At 69.5% G+C, this 20,026-nt stretch carries 19 protein-coding genes; 9 read left to right on the top strand and 10 right to left on the bottom strand.

From position 1 onward, the window contains the following. Nucleotides 1-10: 10 nt before the first annotated feature. Together EI982_RS14355 and EI982_RS14350 are read right to left on the bottom strand one after the other, a co-directional pair. Nucleotides 11-1,405, bottom strand: a complete 1,395-nt coding sequence (locus tag EI982_RS14355; protein WP_157690341.1) for an FAD-dependent oxidoreductase — start codon at nucleotides 1,403-1,405, stop codon at nucleotides 11-13. Between the two features lie 114 nt (nucleotides 1,406-1,519). Next, complete coding sequence (locus tag EI982_RS14350) at nucleotides 1,520-2,755, bottom strand: MFS transporter (protein ID WP_157691240.1); 1,236 nt, start codon at nucleotides 2,753-2,755, stop codon at nucleotides 1,520-1,522. A gap of 112 nt (nucleotides 2,756-2,867) precedes the next feature. Between EI982_RS14350 and EI982_RS14345 the strand changes: the two genes are divergently transcribed. Beyond that, the gene (locus tag EI982_RS14345; RefSeq protein WP_157690340.1) at nucleotides 2,868-3,878 is read left to right on the top strand and encodes a PrsW family intramembrane metalloprotease; all 1,011 of its coding nucleotides are present in this window, start codon (nucleotides 2,868-2,870) and stop codon (nucleotides 3,876-3,878) included. Here the strand turns inward: EI982_RS14345 and EI982_RS14340 are convergent. Beyond that, a complete protein-coding gene (locus tag EI982_RS14340) occupies nucleotides 3,875-4,453 on the bottom strand; it encodes a riboflavin synthase (protein ID WP_157690339.1) in 579 nt (192 codons plus the stop codon). The two genes, EI982_RS14345 and EI982_RS14340, sit on opposite strands and share 4 nt — an antisense overlap. 83 nt (nucleotides 4,454-4,536) lie before the next feature. On the opposite strand from EI982_RS14340, the gene EI982_RS14335 reads away from it, so the two are divergent. After that, nucleotides 4,537-4,782 (top strand): DUF7533 family protein, encoded by a 246-nt coding sequence (locus tag EI982_RS14335; RefSeq protein ID WP_157690338.1) that lies wholly within the window; start codon nucleotides 4,537-4,539, stop codon nucleotides 4,780-4,782. On the opposite strand, the gene EI982_RS14330 is transcribed toward EI982_RS14335, so the two are convergent. The 4 genes from EI982_RS14330 to EI982_RS14315 all read right to left on the bottom strand — a co-directional run bounded on the left by EI982_RS14330 (nucleotide 4,783) and on the right by EI982_RS14315 (nucleotide 9,106). Then, nucleotides 4,783-5,451, bottom strand: a complete 669-nt coding sequence (locus EI982_RS14330) for a M24 family metallopeptidase (RefSeq protein WP_157690337.1) — start codon at nucleotides 5,449-5,451, stop codon at nucleotides 4,783-4,785. A gap of 4 nt (nucleotides 5,452-5,455) precedes the next feature. Beyond that, nucleotides 5,456-7,300 (bottom strand): UvrD-helicase domain-containing protein, encoded by a 1,845-nt coding sequence (locus tag EI982_RS14325; protein WP_157690336.1) that lies wholly within the window; start codon nucleotides 7,298-7,300, stop codon nucleotides 5,456-5,458. 51 nt (nucleotides 7,301-7,351) lie between these two features. Further along, complete coding sequence (locus EI982_RS14320; RefSeq protein WP_199243647.1) at nucleotides 7,352-7,537, bottom strand: HVO_0416 family zinc finger protein; 186 nt, start codon at nucleotides 7,535-7,537, stop codon at nucleotides 7,352-7,354. Nucleotides 7,538-7,603: 66 nt separating this feature from the next. After that, nucleotides 7,604-9,106, bottom strand: a complete 1,503-nt coding sequence (locus tag EI982_RS14315; RefSeq protein ID WP_157690334.1) for a carboxypeptidase M32 — start codon at nucleotides 9,104-9,106, stop codon at nucleotides 7,604-7,606. Nucleotides 9,107-9,204: 98 nt separating this feature from the next. Here EI982_RS14315 and EI982_RS14310 point away from each other — a divergent pair, with 98 nt between their 5' ends. Together EI982_RS14310 and EI982_RS14305 are read left to right on the top strand one after the other, a co-directional pair. Further along, complete coding sequence (locus EI982_RS14310) at nucleotides 9,205-10,527, top strand: divalent metal cation transporter (protein WP_157690333.1); 1,323 nt, start codon at nucleotides 9,205-9,207, stop codon at nucleotides 10,525-10,527. A 6-nt stretch (nucleotides 10,528-10,533) separates the two neighbouring features. Further along, a complete protein-coding gene (locus EI982_RS14305; RefSeq protein ID WP_157690332.1) occupies nucleotides 10,534-11,103 on the top strand; it encodes a hypothetical protein in 570 nt (189 codons plus the stop codon). Nucleotides 11,104-11,126: 23 nt separating this feature from the next. Here EI982_RS14305 and EI982_RS14300 read toward each other — a convergent pair whose 3' ends face one another. Both EI982_RS14300 and EI982_RS14295 read right to left on the bottom strand, forming a co-directional pair. Further along, entirely contained in the window at nucleotides 11,127-12,557 is a 1,431-nt protein-coding gene (locus EI982_RS14300) for a glycosyltransferase (protein ID WP_157690331.1), read from the bottom strand. A 95-nt stretch (nucleotides 12,558-12,652) separates the two neighbouring features. Then, nucleotides 12,653-13,729, bottom strand: coding sequence for a M20 family metallopeptidase (locus EI982_RS14295; RefSeq protein WP_157690330.1), 1,077 nt, complete (start codon nucleotides 13,727-13,729; stop codon nucleotides 12,653-12,655). A gap of 100 nt (nucleotides 13,730-13,829) precedes the next feature. On the opposite strand from EI982_RS14295, the gene EI982_RS14290 reads away from it, so the two are divergent. Next, a complete protein-coding gene (locus tag EI982_RS14290) occupies nucleotides 13,830-15,704 on the top strand; it encodes a PINc/VapC family ATPase (protein ID WP_157690329.1) in 1,875 nt (624 codons plus the stop codon). Here EI982_RS14290 and EI982_RS14285 read toward each other — a convergent pair. Next, on the bottom strand, nucleotides 15,701-15,985 hold the full coding sequence (locus tag EI982_RS14285; protein WP_157690328.1) for a winged helix-turn-helix domain-containing protein: 285 nt from the start codon (nucleotides 15,983-15,985) through the stop codon (nucleotides 15,701-15,703). The two genes, EI982_RS14290 and EI982_RS14285, sit on opposite strands and share 4 nt — an antisense overlap. Before the next feature lie 117 nt (nucleotides 15,986-16,102). Between EI982_RS14285 and EI982_RS14280 the strand changes: the two genes are divergently transcribed. The 4 genes from EI982_RS14280 to EI982_RS14270 all read left to right on the top strand — a co-directional run bounded on the left by EI982_RS14280 (nucleotide 16,103) and on the right by EI982_RS14270 (nucleotide 20,005). Continuing rightward, nucleotides 16,103-16,417 carry an EMC6-like membrane protein gene (locus EI982_RS14280; protein ID WP_157690327.1) on the top strand — a complete coding sequence of 105 codons (315 nt, stop codon included), beginning with the start codon at nucleotides 16,103-16,105 and terminating at the stop codon, nucleotides 16,415-16,417. Between the two features lies 1 nt (nucleotide 16,418). After that, nucleotides 16,419-18,248: a ribosome biogenesis/translation initiation ATPase RLI gene (locus tag EI982_RS14275; RefSeq protein WP_157690326.1), complete on the top strand. Its 1,830-nt coding sequence runs from the start codon at nucleotides 16,419-16,421 to the stop codon at nucleotides 18,246-18,248. A gap of 64 nt (nucleotides 18,249-18,312) precedes the next feature. Next, nucleotides 18,313-18,438, top strand: a complete 126-nt coding sequence (locus EI982_RS18950; protein ID WP_257627797.1) for a hypothetical protein — start codon at nucleotides 18,313-18,315, stop codon at nucleotides 18,436-18,438. Between the two features lie 37 nt (nucleotides 18,439-18,475). Beyond that, a complete protein-coding gene (locus EI982_RS14270) occupies nucleotides 18,476-20,005 on the top strand; it encodes an amidohydrolase (protein ID WP_157690325.1) in 1,530 nt (509 codons plus the stop codon). Nucleotides 20,006-20,026: the final 21 nt, after the last annotated feature.

Here is a 20,026-nt window from a genome sequence, read left to right as displayed (position 1 = left end):
ATAATCACTATCAGTCGTCGGCGGCGGGGACGCCGGCGGGGTCGGTGCCGGTCGACTCGTCGCCCTCGGTCCCGCGGGGGAAGTTGTCGATGGTGTCCGCGCGGAACGCCGCCTCGTCGAACTCGTAGTCCGCGTCGAGGAAGTCGAGCACCGTCCGCGTGTCACGCATGGCGTTTTTCAGACACGTCGAGGCGCCCGGCGAGGGCGTGATGTTGAAGACGATGTCGTCGCCGACGATCTTCGCCTCGCCCATGTCGAGGGACTTCGCCGAGGTGTCGACGATCTGTGGACGGACACCCCCGTACCCCTTCGCGCGCTCGATGTCGTCGAGGTCGACGTCCGGGACGACCTTCCGGACGTGCGGGAGGAACTGCCGGCGCCCCACCTCGGGGAGGTCGTACACGAGGTTCCGCAAGACGTAGGGGAGGAGGACCCGATCGGAGAGGATGTTGGCGTAGCTGAGCGCCGCGGCGGCGTTCAGCCCGAACACGTCGAGGAAGTCGGTCACCGTCGAGAGGCGGCCGCGTTCGAGCGCGGGCACGAGCTTCGCGGTCGGCCCGAAGCGCGTGATGCTCGAATCGTGGACGTCGGCGTCGCCGTGGACGGCCGCGAAGGGGAGTTTCTTCATCTGCAGGGTGTATACCTTCCCGTTCAGGAGGTCGTCCGCGAGGAAGAAGCTCCCGGCGACGGGGAGCAACACCTTGTCCTGGCCGTAGCCGAGTTCCTTCGCGATCTGGAGGCTGTGACAGCCGGCGGCGACGACGGCCGCCGAACAGTCGAAGCGGCCGTCCTCGGTCTCGATCGTGTAGCCGTCGAGCGTCGGCGTGACGTCCGTGACCGCGGTCCCCGTGTAGACGTCGACGTGTGGCTCGTCGTCCGCGCGGTCGACGAAGGACTTCGCCGTCTCGCCGTAGTCGACGACGTAGCCGTCGGGGGTCTGGAGCGCCAGGAGTTCGGTCTCGGGATCCCGCCCCTCGACGACCGCGGGTTCGATCTCCGCGATCTCCTCGCGCTCGATCGGCCGCAGTTTGGGGAAGAGGTCGCCGAACCCCTCCTCGTCGTAGCGTCGTTCGAGCTTTGACACCTCCTCGTCGCCGACCGCGAGCACCATCTTGCTCCGCTTTGCGTGCATCTCGCGGTCCGCGTCGTGGTGCTCCAGGTAGCCAGCGAGGAGTTCCGCCCCCTCCTTTACCTCCTCCGCCTTCTCTAAGGTGTAGTTCGTCTCGATGTCGCCGAAGTGGAGGGTCTGGGAGTTGTTCGTGTGATGTGAGTTGATGGCCGCGATCTCCGACTCCTTCTCGATCAACGCGATCGAGTCGATGTCGGTGAACTTCGCGGTGGTGTAGAGGAGCGATGCGCCGCTGATACCGCCGCCGACGATGACCAGATCGTACGTACCAGACATAGTTGCCCCGTGGTAGCTACGTCCACGACTGCGCTCCAGCCTCATAACTCATTTTTTCTCCGTCTCGTTATCGACAATTAACGAAGCAGCTTCTCGACGGGAGACGGCGGCGGCTCACCACTGCTGGAGGGCCCGCGAGCCGTGGGTCCGCGAGAGGACGCCGAGAAACGTCGCGGCGCCGGCGAGGGCGGCGAACCCGCCGAGGAAAAAGACCCACTCGATCCCGAACCGGCCCATCACCCAGCCCCCGGCGAGCGGCGCGAGGACGCTCCCCGGCTTCCAGACGAGCGAGCGGACGCCGAAACTGCTGGCGATGCCCTCGCCTTTCCCCTCGTCGGCGAAGAGAGCCATGCTGGCCGGCTCCCGGACGGCGTCGGCGATCCCGAGCAGCCCGTTCAGGACCAGCGCGGCGACCACGGCGCCGGTCACCCGGCCCGCGGTCGGGACGGAGAGGTCGACGAGGCCGGCGACGGCGGGGGCGAAGGGAAAGGCGAGCGCGACCAGTCCGTAGGCGCCGCCGCCGAGGAAAACAAAGAGGGCCCGCCCCCGTCGGTCCGAGAGCTGGCCGACGACCGGCTGACAGAGCATGTTCGTGAACTTCTCGACGGCGAGGACCGCCCCGACCACGACCGTCCCGTACGCGAGGCCGCCCTGGGCGGCGGAGACGCCGACGAAGATGGGCACCCACTGGCGGACGAGCGAGACGGCGACGGCGTACTGGGCGCGGAAACTCGTGAGCGTCAGGATGCGGCGGTTCAGGGCGAAGTCGGTGAACGCGAACCCGCCGATTCGCGTCCGGTCGCCCTCGACGAACAGACGAACGGCCACCGCGGCGACGAACAGGAGCGTCGCCAGGAGTCCGAACACGACGCGAAAGCCCGTGAGCGTATACAGCACGCCGGCCCCGAGGGTGCCCACGATGCCGGCGGCCATCCGGAAGGCGTTGTACCTGCCGATGCGGTTGGCTCGGCCGTCGTCGGGGGCGAGTTCGCCCACGAGCGCGAGGCTCAACAGCCCGGCGCCGGCGAGGCCGAACCCCTGGAGCACCCGCGCGATCAGGAACCCCTGAACCGTCGTCACGCCGGCGAACAGGACGTACGCGACGACGCTCACGAGGAGGGCCCCGACGAGGAGGGCCCGCTTGCTGTACCGGTCCCCCGCCCACCCCAGCGGGACGATGCCGGCCGTCCGGGCGAGTTCGAGGGCCGTGATGAACAGCCCGACCGTCACCCCCGTCGCCCCGAGCGCGTCGATGTAGTCCGGGAGGAGCGTCAAGACCGTCATGTAGCCGAAACTGGCGGCGAACCGGGTGACGTAGAGCGAGGAGAACTGCAGGTCGTCGCGAGCGATGTCCATCCGGACGCCGCCTCACGGTGAGCACACAAAACCGGTTCGGAACGCGCGCGACGTGCCGACGGCGGTCCGGGCCAAGAAATTAAACGCTGGACGCCGAGTCGGAGGTATGTCGCGTAGACGGGACCCGGTCGAGGAGCGCGCCGGCGCCGACGTCGACCTGTACGACATCGCCACGTGGGAACCGCGCGGGGTGCTCGACGGGGTGGCGTCGGGCATCTATCGCGTCTTCGTGGCGTCGACTCGGCTGTTCGTCGTCGGCGTCGCCCTCCTCATCCTGATCGGGATCGGGGGGCTGAGCGCGCTGACCGATCCACAGATCGGTGCGCTGACGCTCCTCTCGGCGCTCCCGGCGCTCGCGCTCGCGCTCTACGTCCGCCGCTCCGACGTGACCAGCGGCGAACCGCTCTCCGTACTCGTCGCAACCTTCCTGCTCGGCGTGTTGACCGCGAACTTCGCGGCCGTGCTCAACTCCTACTCGCAGGGGCTGTTCGCCGGGTTCGGCTTCCTCGGCACCGCGCTGTTCTTCTATCTCGTCGTCGGGCCCGTCGAGGAGACGGTGAAACTCCTCGCGGTCCGGCTCTACGCCTACGGCCACGACCGGTTCGAGGCCGTCCTCGACGGCACGGTGTACGGGGCCGTCGCCGGCCTCGGATTCGCCACCATCGAGAACGCCCTCTACATCACCCAGAGTCTCGACGCGCCGACGGCCACCGCCGGCCTCGGCCTCATCGGCGTCGGCGGCGGCATCACCGCCGTCCGCGCGCTCGCCGGCCCCGGCCACGTCATCTACTCCGCCTTCGCCGGCTACTACCTCGGCCTCGCGAAGTTCAACCGCGAACACCGCGGCCCGATCATCGTCAAGGGCCTCATCGTCGCCGCCCTCATCCACGCCACCTACAACACCACCGTCGGCATCGGGACGGGGCTGATCGGCTTCGCGACCGGTCTCGGTCAACTCCCCTCGTTCCTGCTCTACGTCCTGCTCTACGACGGGGTCTTCGGGTTCGTGCTCTTCCGGAAGATCCGACGGTACAACCGCACCTACCGCACGGTACACGACGACGAGCGGGCCGAGGAGTCGGCCTTCGCGTCCGAGCCGACGGAGTTCGACCCCTAATCGACCAGCCGCTCGACGTATTTCGCCACCACGTCCACCTCGACGTGGACCGGATCGCCCGGCGCCTTCGACGAGAGCGTCGTCAGGTCGTAGGTCGTGGGGATCACCGCGACGCCGATCCGGTCGCCGTCCCGATCGGCGACGGTGAGGCTGATCCCGTCGAGCGCGATCGAGCCCTTGTCGACGACGTACCGCCCCAAATCGGCGGGCAGGTCGAACTCGAACCGCCAGTCGTCGCCGACGCGTTCGACCGCCGCGACCGTCGCCACGCCGTCGACGTGTCCCTGCACGATGTGGCCGTCGAAGCGCCCGTCGGCGGGCATCGCCCGCTCCAGGTTGACGGCGTCGCCGACCTCGACCGCCCCGAGGTACGTCTTCGCGACCGTCTCGGCCGCCAGGAACACTTCGAACCAGTCGTCGCCGTAGCCCTCGACGGTGAGACAGACGCCGGAGACGCTGATCGACTGTCCCGCCGCGAGCCCGTCGAAGTCGTGACCGATCCGGAGGCGACGGCCCCCGTCGGCGTCGTCGACGCCGATCACGTCGCCCGTCCCCTCGACGATACCGGTGAACATACTCCCCCTTGGCCGCCGCGGGGGTAAGTGGTTACGACATCCGTCGCGGCCGTTTTTTCACCCCCCACCACGTAGCGTCGGCGATGCGACTCGGGATCCTCGACACGCTCGGGCTGGTGGCGACCGTGATCTTCGCCGTCCCGGTGGGGGTGTTCGGGGTCGAGACGGCCCTCGCCGGGCGGCCGATGCTCGGCGTCGGACTGATCGTCGTCGCGGCGCTGATGGTGCTCCTGCCCCAGCGGCTCACTACCCCCACCGACCTGCCGGCGGCAGTCGTCGAACGCGTGGTCGGGGGCGCGGTGACGGAGCCGGACGACGACGAGGAGTGACTACCGGTACGCGTCCGGCGACAGCGACGTGGGGAGGTCACCGAGGACCCGACAGCCCGACTCGGTGACGGCGTAGAACGCCCCGATCCGGATCCGGCCGCGGTCGGCCGCGGGGTCGGGGTCGACCGCCGTCGGATCGAGGACGAACACCTGCCCCGCGGCGAGCGGCGTCTCGTCCGATCGGTCGATCGGGTCGCCCGCGGCCGTGCGGGCCACGGGGTCCTCCGTCGGGGTCAGCCCGTAGGCCCCCAGTTCCGCGACCGCCTCGTCGACGAGTCGTCCGGCGGGGCGGCCGGGTTCGGCGACGCGGGAGACGGCGTCGTGGGCCATCTCGACGGCCACGGCCGCACGGCGGTCCCACCCGCCGCCGCCGTCGACGACGAAGGTGCGGGCGAGGGGGGCACCGAGGACCGCCGGACGGACCGCCACGACGACCGGTTCGCCCGGCCGGATCCGGTCGCCGCTCGGACGGACCCGTGTGTCGGCGTCGCCGCCCGCCTCGGCGACGGCGGCCTCGGCGGCGGTCGCCAGCCGCTCGGCCGTGAGGGGGTCGCCGTCGGCACGGAGGCGACCGTCGACTACCGTGGCTCCGTCGAGGCGGGTCGCCACGGCGCGGTGGCCGGCGGCGACCGTCGAGAGGGCACGCTCCGTCTCGGCGGCGTCGACCACGGCCTCAGGGCTCCGGTTCGGGCACCGGCGTCGCCTGGGCCTCGTCCAGCATCTCCTCGGCGTCCGTCTCGCGGAGTTCGTCGTGCAGGAGGACGCTGATGGGGAGCGTGGGGGCGCCGCCGATCAGGTTCTCCAGCAACACGAGCCGTTCGCGGGCACGGCTCATCCCGACGTAGAACACGCGGCGCTCGTTGTCGGTGAGGAGGGGCACGGGGCTGGTGTGGGCGGTGAACTCCTCGACGCCGGGGACGTCGGTCGGATCGTCGACGCTCGCGGCCATCTGCTCGACCACCTTCTCCGTGAGGTCGGTACAGACGAACACGTGGTCGGCCTCGCGACCCTTCGCGGAGTGGATGGTGCCGACGCGGACGCGGCTCGGATCCATGCCCGCGTAGTCGCCGCCGAAGTAGGCGTCGACGGCCTTCCGCTGGAAGCTCGTCACCTTGCGGAGCATGTCGCCGGCAGCGGCGGGTTCGGGCATGAACGGCGCGTGATCGCTCACGACGTCGGGGTCGATACTGATCTCGGCGATGTCGTCGGTGTCGGCGGCCTCCTCCCGGTCGTCGAGGTGGTCGTAGAAGTCGTCGCGGTCGTTGGTGCCGAACGCCGAGTCCTGGAGCATGTCGGCGAGGCGACGCGCCTCCAGTCCCGTGATCGGCTCGTCGGCGTCGATCTTCTCGACCGCGCGGACGTACTGGGTGAGGCGGTCGGTCCACATCCGCTGGTCGGTCATGACCGAGAAGGGGATGCCCTTGGGGAGGAAGTCGTCGATGAACTGGAACATCTGGTAGCGTGCCCGGAACAGGACCATGATCGTCTCGTCGGTGGTGTCGACGGTGTGCTGGACGTTCCGCACCACCTCGAACATCGAGGGGCTCTCGATACCCTCGACGACGCCGCCCTCCTTGCGGGGGTTGAGGTCCTTCTCCTGGCGTTTCGTGATGTGACGGATCTCGCGGTTGACGACGTTGAGGATGCGCGAGGGGAGCCGATAGGAGTTGGGGAGGACGACGTCCTCGTCGACCTCGGCGTCGAGCAGGATGCTCGGGTCGGCGCCCTGCCACGCGTAGACGACCTGGTCGTCGTCGCCCGCGATCAACACCCCCTCCATGTGCGGTTTCCACTCCTCGTACACCTCGTACTGGAGCGTGGTGATGTCCTGGAACTCGTCGATGACGAGGTAGTCGACGTGCGGGACCAGGGAGCGTTCGGCGACGCGTTCCAGCATGTCGGCGAAGCCGACCAGCCCGTGTTCACCCTTGTACGAGCGCCACGCCCGGATCACCTTCGGCACGTCGATGCGCTCGTCGTCGGCGGGCCAGGTCGGCGTGTACTTGTTCCCCTCCTGGGCGTTGGGGTCGACGTCGGGGGGGAGACGGACCGTCTCGACGTCCCACTGGAAGGGCACGTCGTACCAGTCGGCGACGTCGCGCCGGGTGCGCTGGAGCCACTGGCTCGTCGCGATGATCTTGTTGCCGAGCGTCGTCGACCGGGCGGTTCGGCGGCCGGCGCCGCCGTACTCGTCCTCGTACTCGACGCCGTACTCCTCGCAGAACTCCTGTTTGTCGCTCTCGCCGACCACGTCGCCCCGCGAGAGGTCGAGCAGTTCGTACGCCTTCGCGTGCATCGTACAGACGTTGCCCTGGAGCGCCCGGGGCGACGTATCGAGCCGTTCGGCGAGTCGCTCGCGGACCTCCGCGGCGGCGGCACGGGTGTAGGAGACCACGAGCACGTCGCGAACGTCGACGTCGTCGTCCTCCAACAGGTCGTCGACGCGGTCGAGGAGGGCGGTCGTCTTCCCGCTACCGGGGCCCCCGAAGAGGCGGGTGACCGTGGCGTCGTCGCTCATAATCCGTTCACACGCCCCCAGTCGTGATAAACGACGTGGCTCGCCGACCCGTCAGGCCGCGGGGTCCCAGCCACAGACGGAACAGTCGGCGGCCGACTCGTCGTGCAGCGCCCCACAGTCCGGGCACTGCAGCTTGTTATAGGATCGTTCCCAGCGTACCGGGGTGGTCTCGTGGCCGTTGTCCGCGAGGAACTGGTCGAACAGTTCGTCGTCGCGTGCGCTGGGTTCGGCTGCCATACACGCTATGGTACGCCATACCATTACTTAGTCGTACTGGTGTGGGTAATTGTGACACGCTGACACCTACAGCCCGTACAGCGACCCGTATTTCTCCCTCGCGTAGTCGACGAAGGCGTCGGCGGACACGTCGTCGCCGGTCGCCCGGGAGACGAGTTCGTTCGTCTCGAAGCGCTTGCCGTGGCGGTGGATCCGATCGGTCAACCAGTCGTGGAGCGGGTCGAACTCGCCCGCCCGGATCGCGTCGTCGAGGCCCTCGACCTCCGCCTCGGCGGCGTCGAACAGCTGTGCGGCGATCACGCTCCCCAACGAGTAGGTGGGGAAGTAGCCGAAACTGCCGTGGGACCAGTGGATGTCCTGCAGACACCCCTCGGCGTCCGTCTCCGGCCGGACGCCCAGGTACGACTCCATCTTCTCGTTCCAGACGGCGGGCACCTCCGTCACGTCGAGGTCGCCCCGGATGAGGTCCCGCTCGATTTCGAACCGCAGGACGATATGCAGGTGGTAGGTGAGTTCGTCGGCCTCGACCCGAATGAGATTGGAGGGGTCGACGGCGTTGACCGCCTCGTAGGCCTCGCGGACGCTCGGGTCGCCGACGGCGGGGAACGCCTCGACGACGCGGGGGAGAAAGCCCTCCCAGAACGCTCGCGAGCGCCCGACGTGGTTCTCCCACAGCCGGGACTGTGACTCGTGGATCGAGAGGTCGCGGGCCTCGCCGAGCGGCGTCCCGTGGGCCTCGTCGGGCAGGCCGAGCGTGTAGGTGGCGTGGCCGAACTCGTGGACCGTCGAGAGGAGGGCGCCGATCGGATCGGTCTCGTCGTACCGGGTGGTGATCCGGGCGTCGTAGGTCGTCCCCGTCGAGAACGGATGCGGCGCGGCGTCGAGACGGCCCCGCTCCCAGGGGTAGCCCAGGTCGTCGAGCGCGTCCCGGACGAGCGCCTCCTGACGATCGGCGTCGAACGTCCCGGCGAAGGTGTCGGTCGCCAGGTCGGCGTCGGCCCCCCTGATGTCGTCGACCAGGGGTACCACCGCCTCGCGGAGCGTCGTCAGTACGTCCTCGGCGTGGTCGAGGGGGAGGCAGGGTTCGTACTCCTCGAACAGCACCGCGTAGGGGTCGCGGTCCGGGTCGACGTGCTCCGCGTACCGCTGCTTCAGGTCGAGGAGCTCCCGCAGGTGGGGCGCGAAGGTCCCGAAGTCGTCCGCCTCCCGGGCCTCGCGCCACGCGGTCAGCGCCTCCGAGGACGCCGCGGAGATGCGTTCGACGAGGTCGGTCGGGACGCGGACGGCGCGTTCCTGTTCGCGGCGCACCTCGCGGACGACCGCCCGTTGCTCGGGGGTGAGATCCGCCGTTTCGAGTTCGTCGAGCAGGCGGCCGAGTTCGTCGGCGACGAGCAGGTCGTGTTCGACCGCCGAGAGCGTCGAGAGCTGCCGGGAGCGGGCGGGCGTCCCCTCGTCGGGCATCATCACCTGCTGGTCCCAGGAGAGCAGGTCGGAGGCGTGCGAGACGTTCGCGATCCGGCCGACCCGATCGAGCAGGTCGTCGTAGGCCGCCGGCGTCGTGTCGCTCATGTCCGGACGTGGGTCCGGGTCGTAATCAACCCCCCGCCGGCCCCGGGTGATACCACGGAGTGGTAACACCTATACGGGCGAGGCGTCGACCGGGTGGCATGACGGACAACGCGGGCGTGGAGTCGGCCGGACCGGCCGAACGGATCCGAGGGTACGCCGGAGAGATGGGACCGTCGTGGATCGCCGGAGCCATCGCCGCGGGGCCGGCGACCATCGCCAGCCTGGTGACCGGGGGGGCGCTCTTCGGCTACGGCCTCCTCTGGGTGGTCGTCCTCTCGGCGGGCGCGGGCGCGCTCGTCCAGTACCTGTCGATGCGGCTCGGCCTCCTCACCGAGCGGGGCATCGTCGCCGTCGTCGAGGACCACCTCGGCACGACCTGGGCGTGGCTCCTCGTCGCCGACGCGGTGCTCGCGGCCGGCGTCGCCCAACTGGTCATCATGAAGACCGTCGCGACGGTGTCGGCGACGGTGACGGGCGTCGACGCCCGGATCTGGGGCGTCGTCTGGGCGCTCGTGCTCGCGCTCGGGCTGGCCGGGCGGGGGTATCGCTTCCTCGAACTAGCCGCGAAGCTCCTCGTCTCGCTGGTCGTCGTCGCCTTCGTCGCCAGCCTCTTCGTCGTCCCCGTCGACTACGGCGCGGCGGCGGGGGGTCTGGTGCCGAGCGTCCCCAGCGGGGGCGCGCTCGTCGCGGCCGGCATCCTCGGCGGCGCGGTCCACATCACGCTCATCACGATGCAGTCGTACACGATGCGCTCGCGCGGCTGGACCCGCGACGACTACGGGACCGCCGCCTTCGACGTCGGCGCGTCGATGCTCGTCGCCTTCGGGGTCTACAGCCTCGCCATCTTCCTCGTGGCCGCGAGCGTCCTCACGCCCGAGGACCCCTCGACGGCGGTGGGGGCGGCACAGGCGCTGGGGCCGCTGGTCGGCGCCGACGCCAAGTGGCTGTTCCTGCTCGGTCTCTGGGGGGCCGCCGTCTCGACGCTCGGCGGCAACACCATCGTCCCGCCGTTCCTCCTCGCGGACAAACTCGGCTGGGGGACCACCATCGACGACGCCCGCTACCGCTGGCTGCTCGTCGCCGCCGCCCTCCTCTCGGCGCCGGGGGCGTTCATCGGCGGCGCCGTCATCGGCCAGCTCGTGCTCGTCCTCGCGGTCGGCACCGTCGGCACCCCCTTCGCCATCGCCGTCGTCCTCTACCTCCTGAACTCCGACGCCGTGAGCGACCGGAACTCCCGGCTCGCCAACGTCGGCGGCGTCGCGCTGTTGCTCGTCACCGGCGCGCTCGCGGCCAACTTCGTCCGCGAGCAGGTCGCGGGCGGCATCGGGCCGCTGTCGGGGTTCGTGCTGGCCTTCGCCGTCGCGCTCGGCGTCGCCATCGTCGGCCTCGGCGGCAAGTACGCCGTCGAGGAGGTCGGCTGACCGGCCGTGACCGACGCTCTGCCCCGCCCGGGAACGACCCTGATCGTCGGTCCCTCGAACGCCGGCAAGACCCGCCGGACCGCGGCGGCGCTCGACGCCTGGCTGGACCGCGAGGGGCCCGAGGGAGTGGTCGTCTTCGAGTTCGCCCCGGAACTCGAACGGGACGGGCGGATCCTCGGCGGCCGCCTCGACCGGTTCACGACCGTCCCCGGCGACGTCTGGCACGGCGTCCTCGACGCCCACGCGCCGCGGGCGACCGCCGACGCCGACGCCGAGGCCGTCGAACTGGCGGCCGACAACGCCCGGCGGGCCGCCTCGCTGTTCGACGCCGCACCCGCCGACCCGCGGGCGGTCTTCGTCAACGACGCCACCATCCCTTTCCAGCACGCCGACGGCGACCCGAACCGCCTGCTCGACTACTGTGCGCGGGCCGAGACGGCGGTCCTGAACGCCCTCGCCGGCGACGCCCTCGCCGGCGAGGACCCCGTTTCGCGGGCCGAACGCCGGACGCTCTCGACTTTCCGACGACGGGCCGACCGGGTGGTGGAGCTGGGGAGCGAACCGTCGCGACGGTAGCGACCGCCGCTCGGTCGACCCCGTTAGTCGTCGGCGAGTGGCGTCTCGTCGATTAGGGTTTCCAGTATCTCTTCCGACATCTCGACGATCCTGTGCTCCGCCCGTTCTCCGTGAATGAGTGACCCGATGTCGAATTCGGCGTACGACAGGTTTCGCTTCGAGACCAGCAGCGTCAGCCCGATGTCGAACTCCCAGCCGGTGTACTCCGTGAGGCTACGCCGGTAGGAGCGCCGGAAGAAGACGATTCCCCCGAGCGGCTGATCGGCGCCCGCCACCGAGGGGAAGAAACGCCGTAACAGCGGTTTGACACACTGTACGACTAGCGGTGGATAGTAGTCGGGATCCGCGCGAACGATGTCATTCCCCTGGTCGTGTCGGTCGATCGCCTCGTACAGCCAGTCTGCCGACGGGTTCTCGATATCCCCGTCTATCGAAAAGACGAAGTCCGTGTCGGCCGCGTCGAGGCCGGCGAGGACCGCGTGTCCTTTGCCCACTCGCGTCTCCTTGATCACGTGGGCACCTGCCTGGCCGGCGGCGGTGGCTGTGGAGTCGTTCGAATCGTTGTCGACGACGATCACTTCCTCGACGGGAGCGAGGCCACGAAAGGTCGTGACTATCTTCGGGACGGTCTCCGCTTCGTTGCGACACGGGACGACGACAGTCACCTCGTTTTCGTATCTCTCGGGAGGGCGCCGGTGGTCGAGAACCCAGTCGTCTTTCGGGGATCGAGGCTCGATGGATTGCAGGTGATCCCAGTAGATATCACCGTCCATGAGCTGTCCTTTCTCGTCGAACACCACTCGATACGTGAACTGAAAGAACTCTCCGCTCGTTTTGCGCCAGATCTCGTCGATGTTCCGAACGACCAGTTCGACGCCCCCGAGGGTCCCCTGACCCCAGCAGCCGGCGACTAGAAAGACGACGTCGCCGTCGTACGGATGTGGCAGAAGGGACACGATTCCGTAGTCTTCCATCCGCTCTTTGGGATTCGGATCGGGCGGGTCATGAACCACGTAGTCATTGCTGAGCACACGATTCCGGTCGGTATCGAAATAAAACTCCAACCCCAGATTCCGCTCCGGATTCAGAACGCGTTCGGCGATAGTGTTGTTCACCGGGCCGCCCAACGCGATGACGTTCTTGTCCCGCCAGTCACCGGGATGTTGTTCGGTCACTGACGACGGCGTCCGGTCCGGCGAAGAGATTCCCGCCAGATGTGACGTCAGTTCCTGGAGGGCGCGAGCGTCGAACGGGCCAGTACCCCTAGTTCGGCCCGGATGCCTGTTTTCGGTCGTCGCGGAGATGATGATCGAGTCGTGATCGAGCCACGGCTCCCAGAAGTTGCGGGAAGCACGAACCTCGTATCGGTCGAGCAGATATCGGGCCGAACGATCGGCGGCGACACCGAGAAGTCCCGAAACGAGCGCGATACCGATAGAGCCTGTCACACTCATGACTGCGTACGATGATTAGTCAATAGATAAATATGTTTGTCGCCCTGCAGGCCGCGTGCGGCCCCGTCGGACGTGCAAACGGATCCGACCCCGGGTTAGCCGAGATCCGATTCGGCGGCCCCACGATAGATCCGCACGCACCGCTCGACGACGTCCACGGAGACGCTCTCGGCGTCGGTGTGGGCCTCGCCGGGTTCGGCCGCGCCACAGACCACGCAGGTCGTCCCCGCGGCGGCCAGCCAGCCCGCGTCGGTGGCGTGTGGTTTGACCACCCGCTCCGGGTCCCCCTCCTGGGCCGTTCGGGCTGCCTCGACCACCCCGTCCGCGAACCCGGCGTCGTCGCAGGCCATCGGCGGGAGGTCCTGGTCGACGACCCACTCGACGCCGTCGACCGCCTCCGTCCGTTCCAGCGCCGCCCGGTCGCCGGGGACCGTCCGCTCGTCGACGGTGACGGCACACGACTCGGGGATCACGTTCCAGGCCGATCCGCCCTCGATTTCGGTGACCGCGACGCTCCCGCGTACGTCGTGACCGAGCACCGTCGTCGCCGGGGCGTCGAGGTCCCGGACGACGTCGACGGCGTCGCAGGCACGGTAGACGGCGTTGGCGCCGGCCTCGGGCTCGCTGGCGTGGGCGCTCTCGCCGGCGACGCGGAGCGTGCTCCCGCGCCGGCCCTTGTGGGCGACGGCGACGTCGGTGACGCCCGGCGCTGAGTAGCCGGTCGACCCCTCGCCGACGACGGCGAAGTCGGGGGCGAAGCCGTCGTCGATGGCCGCGCGGGCGCCGACGCCACCCCGTTCCTCGCCGACGAAGGAGGCGAAGACGAGTTCGTGTTCGGGGGCGGCGTCGCGGAAGGCCACCATCGCCGCCGCGAGGCTCCCCTTCATGTCGGCGGTGCCGCGGCCGTACAGGCGGCCGTCGCGCTCCGCGATCACGTAGCCGTCGTCGGCGACCTGTTCGTCGGCGGGCGGCACCACGTCGTGGTGGCCGACGAGCGCGAGCGAGCGCTCGCCCGCGCCGCGGCGGGCGATCACGTTCCCGTGGGCGTCCCGCTCGACGGCGGCGTCGGTCTCCGTGCGGAGCCACGACTCGACGGCGTCGCCCGCGGCGCGTTCGTCCTCGTGGCTCGGTATCTCGGCGAGCCGGTGGGTCAGATCGACGGCGTCGTGCATGGCTCCGCCGAGGGGGGCCGGCCCCTTAGGCCCTGTCGGTCGTGCGGTCGCCGGAACGTCGCTTGAATACGCTTATCCGTCTCGCCGCCCGAATTCCGGCATGAACATCGTCCCGGACACGAGCGCGGTCGTCGACGGCCGCGTGTCCGAACGCGTCGAGTCGGGGGCCTACGAGGGAGCGACGATCACCGTTCCCGAGGCCGTCGTCGGCGAACTCGAGTGGCAGGCCAACGAGGGTCACGACACCGGCTGGGAGGGCATCGAGGAGCTCCAGCGGCTGATCGGCCTGGCCGAGGACGGCACGATCACCGTCGAGTACCACGGCGCGCGGCCCGACGCCGGACAGAAGCGCGACGCCGACGAGGGCGAGATCGACGCCATCGTCCGCGACGTGGCCGCCGACCTGGACGCCACGCTGCTGACCAGCGACGTAGTGCAGGCCGAGGTGAGCAAGGCCAAGGGCCTGACCGTCGAGTACGTCGAACCCCGGGGTCGCGAGGAGGGCGGCGACGAGGGCCTGGAGATCGAGCAGTTCTTCGACGAGACGACGATGAGCGTCCACCTCCGGGCAGGGGCGAAGCCCAAGGCCAAGCGCGGCGCCATCGGCGACATGCATTACGAGACCATCCGGGACGGGGCGACGACCGAGGCGGAGATGAAGGAGTTCGCCCACGACGTCATGGAGACGGCACGGGCGAGTCCGGACGGCTTCGTCGAACTCGACGAGCCGGGGATGACCATCGTCCAGTACCGCTCCTACCGGATCGCGGTCGCGCGCCCGCCCTTCGCCGACGGCTTCGAGATCACCGCCGTCCGGCCGATCGTCAAGACCGACTTGGACGACTACGAGTTCGCCGACGACCTCAAGCAGCGCCTGCTCGAACGCCAGCGGGGCGTGCTCATCTCGGGGGCACCCGGCGCCGGCAAGTCCACGTTCGCCCAGGCGGTCGCGGAGTTCCTCGCGAGCCACGACAACGCGGTCAAGACGATGGAGAAGCCCCGCGACCTGCAGGTCGGGTCCGATATCACCCAGTACACGGCGCTCGGCGGCGACATGGCCAAGACCGCCGATTCGCTCCTCTTGGTCCGCCCGGACTACACCATCTACGACGAGGTGCGCAAGACCGACGACTTCGAGGTCTTCGCCGACATGCGACTGGCGGGGGTCGGCATGGTCGGCGTCGTCCACGCCACCCGCGCCATCGACGCGCTGCAACGACTCGTGGGCCGGGTCGAACTCGGCATGATCCCGCAGGTCGTCGACACGGTGGTCTACATCGAGGCCGGCCGCGTCGACACCGTCTACGACGTGACGACCGAGGTAAAGGTGCCCGAGGGGCTGACCGCCGAGGACCTCGCGCGCCCGGTCATCCAGATCGCCGACTTCGAGACCGGCAAACCCGCCTACGAGATCTACACCTTCAACCGGCAGGTCGTCACGGTCCCCCTCGGCGACGACGAGGGGAGCGAGACCGGCGTCTCCCGACTCGCCCGCAAGGAGGTCGAACGCGAGATCCGCTCCATCGCCCGCGGCCACGTCGAGGTGGAGTTGAAGGGGCAAAACGAGGCCGTCGTCTACGTCGAGGAGGACGACATCTCCTACGTGATCGGCAAGGGTGGCGGCCGGATCAGCGACGTGGAGGACCGCCTCGGCATCGACATCGACGTGCGGACCCTCGACGAGCGGCCGGGCGGGAGCGGCGGCTCGGGCGGATCGAGCGGGAGCGACGGGAGCGCCGCCGGCCGCGAGGGCACCGTCGTCACGCCCGAGGTCACTTCCCGACACGTCGTCGTCGACGCGGGGTCGGCCGCCGAAGTGGGCCAGACGGTCGAGGTGCGGGCCGACGGCGAGTACCTGTTCACCGCGACGGTGGGCCGCGGGGGCGAGATTCAGGTGTCACGGGGGAGCGCCATCGCCGACGAACTCGAGCGGGCCATCGACGACAAGCGGCGGATCACGGTCGTCCAGGCCTAGTCGCACTCGGCGCAGGCCGCCTCCGTCTCGCCGCACTCCTCGGCCAGTTTCGCCTCGTTGAGTTGATAGAGGTTCTGTCGGGCGTCGGCGAAGTAGACGTCCTCGTCGACGACGCCGATATCTTCGAGTCGTTCGAGCGCGTACCGAACCGTCCGAGCCGAGAGCATCGACTCCTCGACGATCCCCTTCTGGGTCAGCGACCCGTTGTATTCGAGGACCTTGAAAACCAGTTTCGCGCTCGGGGGAAGGTCGTCCAGACCTTCCTCTTCAGTTCCAGCCATCGTGTGATGGAAGCGTAGCCACCGGCATAAATCTTCACGACCGACGCCGGTACGATGGACGACCGACCGGTTCCCCGTATCGAACGCCTTTTGACGCCCGGTGCCGGAGGGGCGTGTATGGCTACGGAAACGCAGACGGGCCTCACGGGACACATCCGTGGGGTGACCGTCACCACGCTCGCCTGCCTCGGCGGCCTCGTCGCCGCGGTGGTCGCGGGCGTCGTCGTCGGGACCGGACCCGAGGCGGCGAGCGACACCCGGGCGCTCGCCTTCCTGGTGGCCGCCGTCGCCGTCCAGTATCCGGTGCTGAAGGCGATCGGCGTCGACGTCTCGGACTTCGGCGCGAAGGACCACCTCTACGTGGCGTTCATGACCTTCGCGCTCTGGTTCATCACGTTCGCAATCCTGCTCACCACTGGCGCCTCGCTCTAACATGGCCGACGACAGCATCGCGGTCGTCGACCTCGACCGGTGCCAGCCGGACCGGTGTAACTACGAGTGTGCGAACTTCTGCCCGCCGAACCGCACCGGCGAGGAGTGTATCGTCACGCTGGAGGAGCGCCACGACGACCCGGACCTCTACGACGGCGGGCCCGACCAGATCAGCATCTCCGAGGAACTCTGTCTCGGCGAGACCTGTGGCATCTGCGTCGAGAAGTGTCCGTTCGACGCCATCGAGATCATCAACCTGCCCTCGGAACTCGACGACGATCCGGTCCACCGCTACGGCGAGAACGCCTTCTCGCTGTACGGCCTGCCGGTCCCCGAGTCGGGGACGGTCACGGGGCTGCTCGGTCCGAACGGCATCGGGAAGTCCACGGCGGTCCACGCCCTCGCAGGCGAGACCGTCCCCAACCTCGGTCGCTACAACGACCCGCCGGAGTGGGAGACGGTACTCGACCGCTACCGCGGCACCGCGCTCCAGAACTACCTCGAACGGCTGATGGCCGACGAGGTGAGCATCGCGCGCAAGCCCCAGTACGTCGACCGCATCCCGGACAGCTTCGACGGGAAGACCCGCGAACTGCTCGCGGGGACCGACGAGCGCGGCGTCGTCGACGACCTGGTCGACCGCCTGTCGATCCGGCCGGTGATGGACCAGGCCATCGACACGCTGTCGGGCGGCGAACTCCAGCGGGTGGCCCTCGCCGCGACGCTGGCCCGCGACGCCGACTTCTACTTCCTCGACGAGATCACCCCCTATCTCGACATCGGCCAGCGGGTGACCGCCGCGAGGCTCGTCCGCGAACTCGCCGAGGAGGAGGACCGCTCGATGCTCGTGGTCGAACACGACCTGGCCGTCCTCGACCTGCTCGGCGACCGCCTCCACGTCGCCTACGGTGAACCCGGGGCGTACGGCGTCGTCACCGACCCCAAATCGGTGCGCAACGGCATCAACGAGTATCTCCAGGGCTACCTCGACAACGAGAACATGCGTATCCGGCCCGAGGCGATCACGTTCGAGGAACACGCCCCCCGCCAGTCGACCACCGGGACGCCCCTGGTCGACTACCCCGACCTGCGGAAGTCCTACGGCGAGGGGGAGTTCTCCCTCGCCGTCGAGGGCGGGACCATCTACGAGAACGAGGTGCTGGGCATCGTCGGGCCGAACGGTATCGGGAAGTCGACGCTCGCGAAGCTGTTCGCGGGCGCCATCGACCCCGACGCGGGCGAACTCGCCTTCAGTCTCGACATCGCCTACAAGCCACAGTACGTCGAGGTCGACCAGCCGATGCGGGTCGACACCTTCCTCTCGACGATCACCGACGACTTCGGCACCTCCTTCTGGAACACCGAAATCGCCCGTCCCCTCCAGCTGGAGCGGATCATGGAACAGCAGTTGACGGACCTCTCGGGCGGGGAGCGCCAGCGGGTCGCCATCGCGGCCTGCCTCTCGGAGGACGCCGACCTCTACGTGCTCGACGAGCCCTCGGCGCACCTCGACGTCGAACAGCGGGTGCAGGCGACGACCGCCATCCGCCGGTACGCCGAGAACCACGACGCCACGGCGATGGTCATCGACCACGACATCTACATGATCGACCTGCTGGCCGACCGCCTGATGGTGTTCGACGGCGAACCCGCCGAGCGCGGCCACGCATCGACGCCACAGGGCATGCGCTCGGGGATGAACGACTTCCTCGCGGACCTCGACATCACCTTCCGCCGCGACGAGCGGACGGGGCGTCCCCGCATCAACAAGCCCGACAGCCAACTCGACCGGAAACAGAAGCGCCAAGGCGAGTACTACTACGCCCCCTGACGCTCGGGCACCGCACGCACACGACCGCTTCAGAGGTTTACCGCTCCCGTCCCGAACCGTAGGTATGGCCACCGCGACCGACGACGCCGACGAGGCAGCCGAGGAACCCACGCGACCCCGCTTCCGGGGTTGCGTGATCTGTTACAGCGCCGAGTGGCTCGCCTACGGCGCGCGGACACTGTGGCGGTAGGGACAAGCGTTAGGTCCCTCGCCCGCGGCCATCCGCCATGACCGAGGCCGCCGACCTCCTCCTGACGAACGCGGAGGTCCACACGCTGACCCGCCCCGACGAGACCCACGAGGCGGTCGCCATCCGCGACGGGCGGATCGTTCGCGTCGGCGACGCCTACGAACTGAACTTTCTCGCCGGCGTCGACACCCGCACCCTCGACCTCGGGGGGCGGGTCCTCCTGCCCGGGTTCGTCGACGCCCACACCCACCTGGACGTTGTCGGGCGAAAGCTCGTCCACGCCGACCTCTCGACGGCCGGGAGCCGCGCGGACGCGCTCGACGCGCTCCGCGAACGGGCCGACGCCGTCCCGGACGGCGACCCGGTCCTCGGGTTCGGGTACGACGAGTCGACGTGGGAGACGGCCGGCCACCTCACCCGGCGCGACTTGGACGCCGTCGACGCCGCGGGGCCCGTCGTCGCCGTCCGCGAGGACCTCCACGTCGTCTCGCTGTCCTCGACGGGTATCGAACGGTTCGGCGACGACCTGCCCGAGGCGGGGGTTCGGCACGAGGGTGGGGAGCCGACGGGCGTGGTCGTCGAGGCGGCCGCCGAGGCGGTCCTCGACGCCCTCGCGCCCGACGAATCGGGGACCGAGCGACTCCTCCGGGCCGCCCAGGAGCACGCGAACGAGCGGGGCGTGACGGGCGTCCACGACATGGTCCGGCGGTCCCACGCGCCGCGGGTCTACCGCGACCTGGCGGCGGCCGGGGAGTTGACCCTCCGGGTCCGGCTCAACTACTGGGCGGACCACCTCGACGCCCTCGTGGAGACGGGGCTGCGGACGAACCACGGCGAGGGGCCGGTCCGGGTGGGCGCGATCAAGACGTTCACCGACGGGAGCATCGGCGGGCGGACGGCGCGACTCTCGGCGCCGTACGCGGACGCCCCCGACGAGCGCGGCGGGTGGACCGTCGGCCCCGAGGCGTTCCAGGACCTGCTGGACAGCGCCGGGGCGGCGGGGTTCCAAGTCGCCGCCCACGCCATCGGCGACGTGGCGGTCGGGGCCGTGGTCGACGCCTACGCCGACGCCGACCCCGCGACCGTCCGCCACCGGATCGAACACGCCGAACTCGCGAGCGACGCGGCCATCGAGCGGATGGCCGACCTGGACGTCGTCGCCTCCGTCCAGCCGAACTTCCACCGGTGGGCGGGCGAGTCGGGGCTGTACGCCGACCGCCTGGGCGACCGGCGGACCGAGACGAACCGGCTGGGTCGGCTGGCCGACGCGGACGTCCCGCTCGCCTTCGGGAGCGACTGCATGCCCCTCGACCCGCTGGTCGGCGTCGCCCACGCCGTCGACGCGCCGACCGACGCCCAAGGGCTCGGCGTGACCGAGGCGCTGCGGGCGTACACGCTCGGCAGCGCGTACGCCGGCTTCGACGAGGACCGACTGGGGACGGTCGAACCCGGCAAGCGTGCCGACCTGGTGGTCCTCGACGACTCGCCGTGGACGGCCGACGATATCGCCGCCGTCGACGTGGCGCTGACCGTCGTCGACGGCCGGATCGTCCACGAGGCGCTGTAGTCGCAACCTTCTAGTCCGCGC

Origin of the sequence: Haloplanus salinarum, assembly GCF_009762275.1 — an archaeon.
GTDB lineage: Archaea > Halobacteriota > Halobacteria > Halobacteriales > Haloferacaceae > Haloplanus > Haloplanus salinarum.
The sequence above is the reverse complement of the archived record's forward strand: the minus strand, read 5'-3'. Positions and strand labels throughout refer to the sequence as shown.

What these genes read in the sequence shown, in the direction of transcription:
- EI982_RS14300 (WP_157690331.1), bottom strand. Translation starts at nt 12,557, where the DNA reads ATGAGTGTGACAGGCTCTATCGGTATCGCGCTCGTTTCGGGACTTCTC.
- EI982_RS14345 (WP_157690340.1), top strand. Translation starts at nt 2,868, where the DNA reads ATGTCGCGTAGACGGGACCCGGTCGAGGAGCGCGCCGGCGCCGACGTC.
- EI982_RS14355 (WP_157690341.1), bottom strand. Translation starts at nt 1,405, where the DNA reads ATGTCTGGTACGTACGATCTGGTCATCGTCGGCGGCGGTATCAGCGGC.
- EI982_RS14290 (WP_157690329.1), top strand. Translation starts at nt 13,830, where the DNA reads ATGAACATCGTCCCGGACACGAGCGCGGTCGTCGACGGCCGCGTGTCC.
- EI982_RS14325 (WP_157690336.1), bottom strand. Translation starts at nt 7,300, where the DNA reads ATGAGCGACGACGCCACGGTCACCCGCCTCTTCGGGGGCCCCGGTAGC.
- EI982_RS18950 (WP_257627797.1), top strand. Translation starts at nt 18,313, where the DNA reads ATGGCCACCGCGACCGACGACGCCGACGAGGCAGCCGAGGAACCCACG.
- EI982_RS14270 (WP_157690325.1), top strand. Translation starts at nt 18,476, where the DNA reads ATGACCGAGGCCGCCGACCTCCTCCTGACGAACGCGGAGGTCCACACG.
- EI982_RS14335 (WP_157690338.1), top strand. Translation starts at nt 4,537, where the DNA reads ATGCGACTCGGGATCCTCGACACGCTCGGGCTGGTGGCGACCGTGATC.
- EI982_RS14315 (WP_157690334.1), bottom strand. Translation starts at nt 9,106, where the DNA reads ATGAGCGACACGACGCCGGCGGCCTACGACGACCTGCTCGATCGGGTC.
- EI982_RS14320 (WP_199243647.1), bottom strand. Translation starts at nt 7,537, where the DNA reads ATGGCAGCCGAACCCAGCGCACGCGACGACGAACTGTTCGACCAGTTC.
- EI982_RS14340 (WP_157690339.1), bottom strand. Translation starts at nt 4,453, where the DNA reads ATGTTCACCGGTATCGTCGAGGGGACGGGCGACGTGATCGGCGTCGAC.
- EI982_RS14285 (WP_157690328.1), bottom strand. Translation starts at nt 15,985, where the DNA reads ATGGCTGGAACTGAAGAGGAAGGTCTGGACGACCTTCCCCCGAGCGCG.
- EI982_RS14275 (WP_157690326.1), top strand. Translation starts at nt 16,419, where the DNA reads ATGGCCGACGACAGCATCGCGGTCGTCGACCTCGACCGGTGCCAGCCG.
- EI982_RS14280 (WP_157690327.1), top strand. Translation starts at nt 16,103, where the DNA reads ATGGCTACGGAAACGCAGACGGGCCTCACGGGACACATCCGTGGGGTG.
- EI982_RS14295 (WP_157690330.1), bottom strand. Translation starts at nt 13,729, where the DNA reads ATGCACGACGCCGTCGATCTGACCCACCGGCTCGCCGAGATACCGAGC.
- EI982_RS14310 (WP_157690333.1), top strand. Translation starts at nt 9,205, where the DNA reads ATGACGGACAACGCGGGCGTGGAGTCGGCCGGACCGGCCGAACGGATC.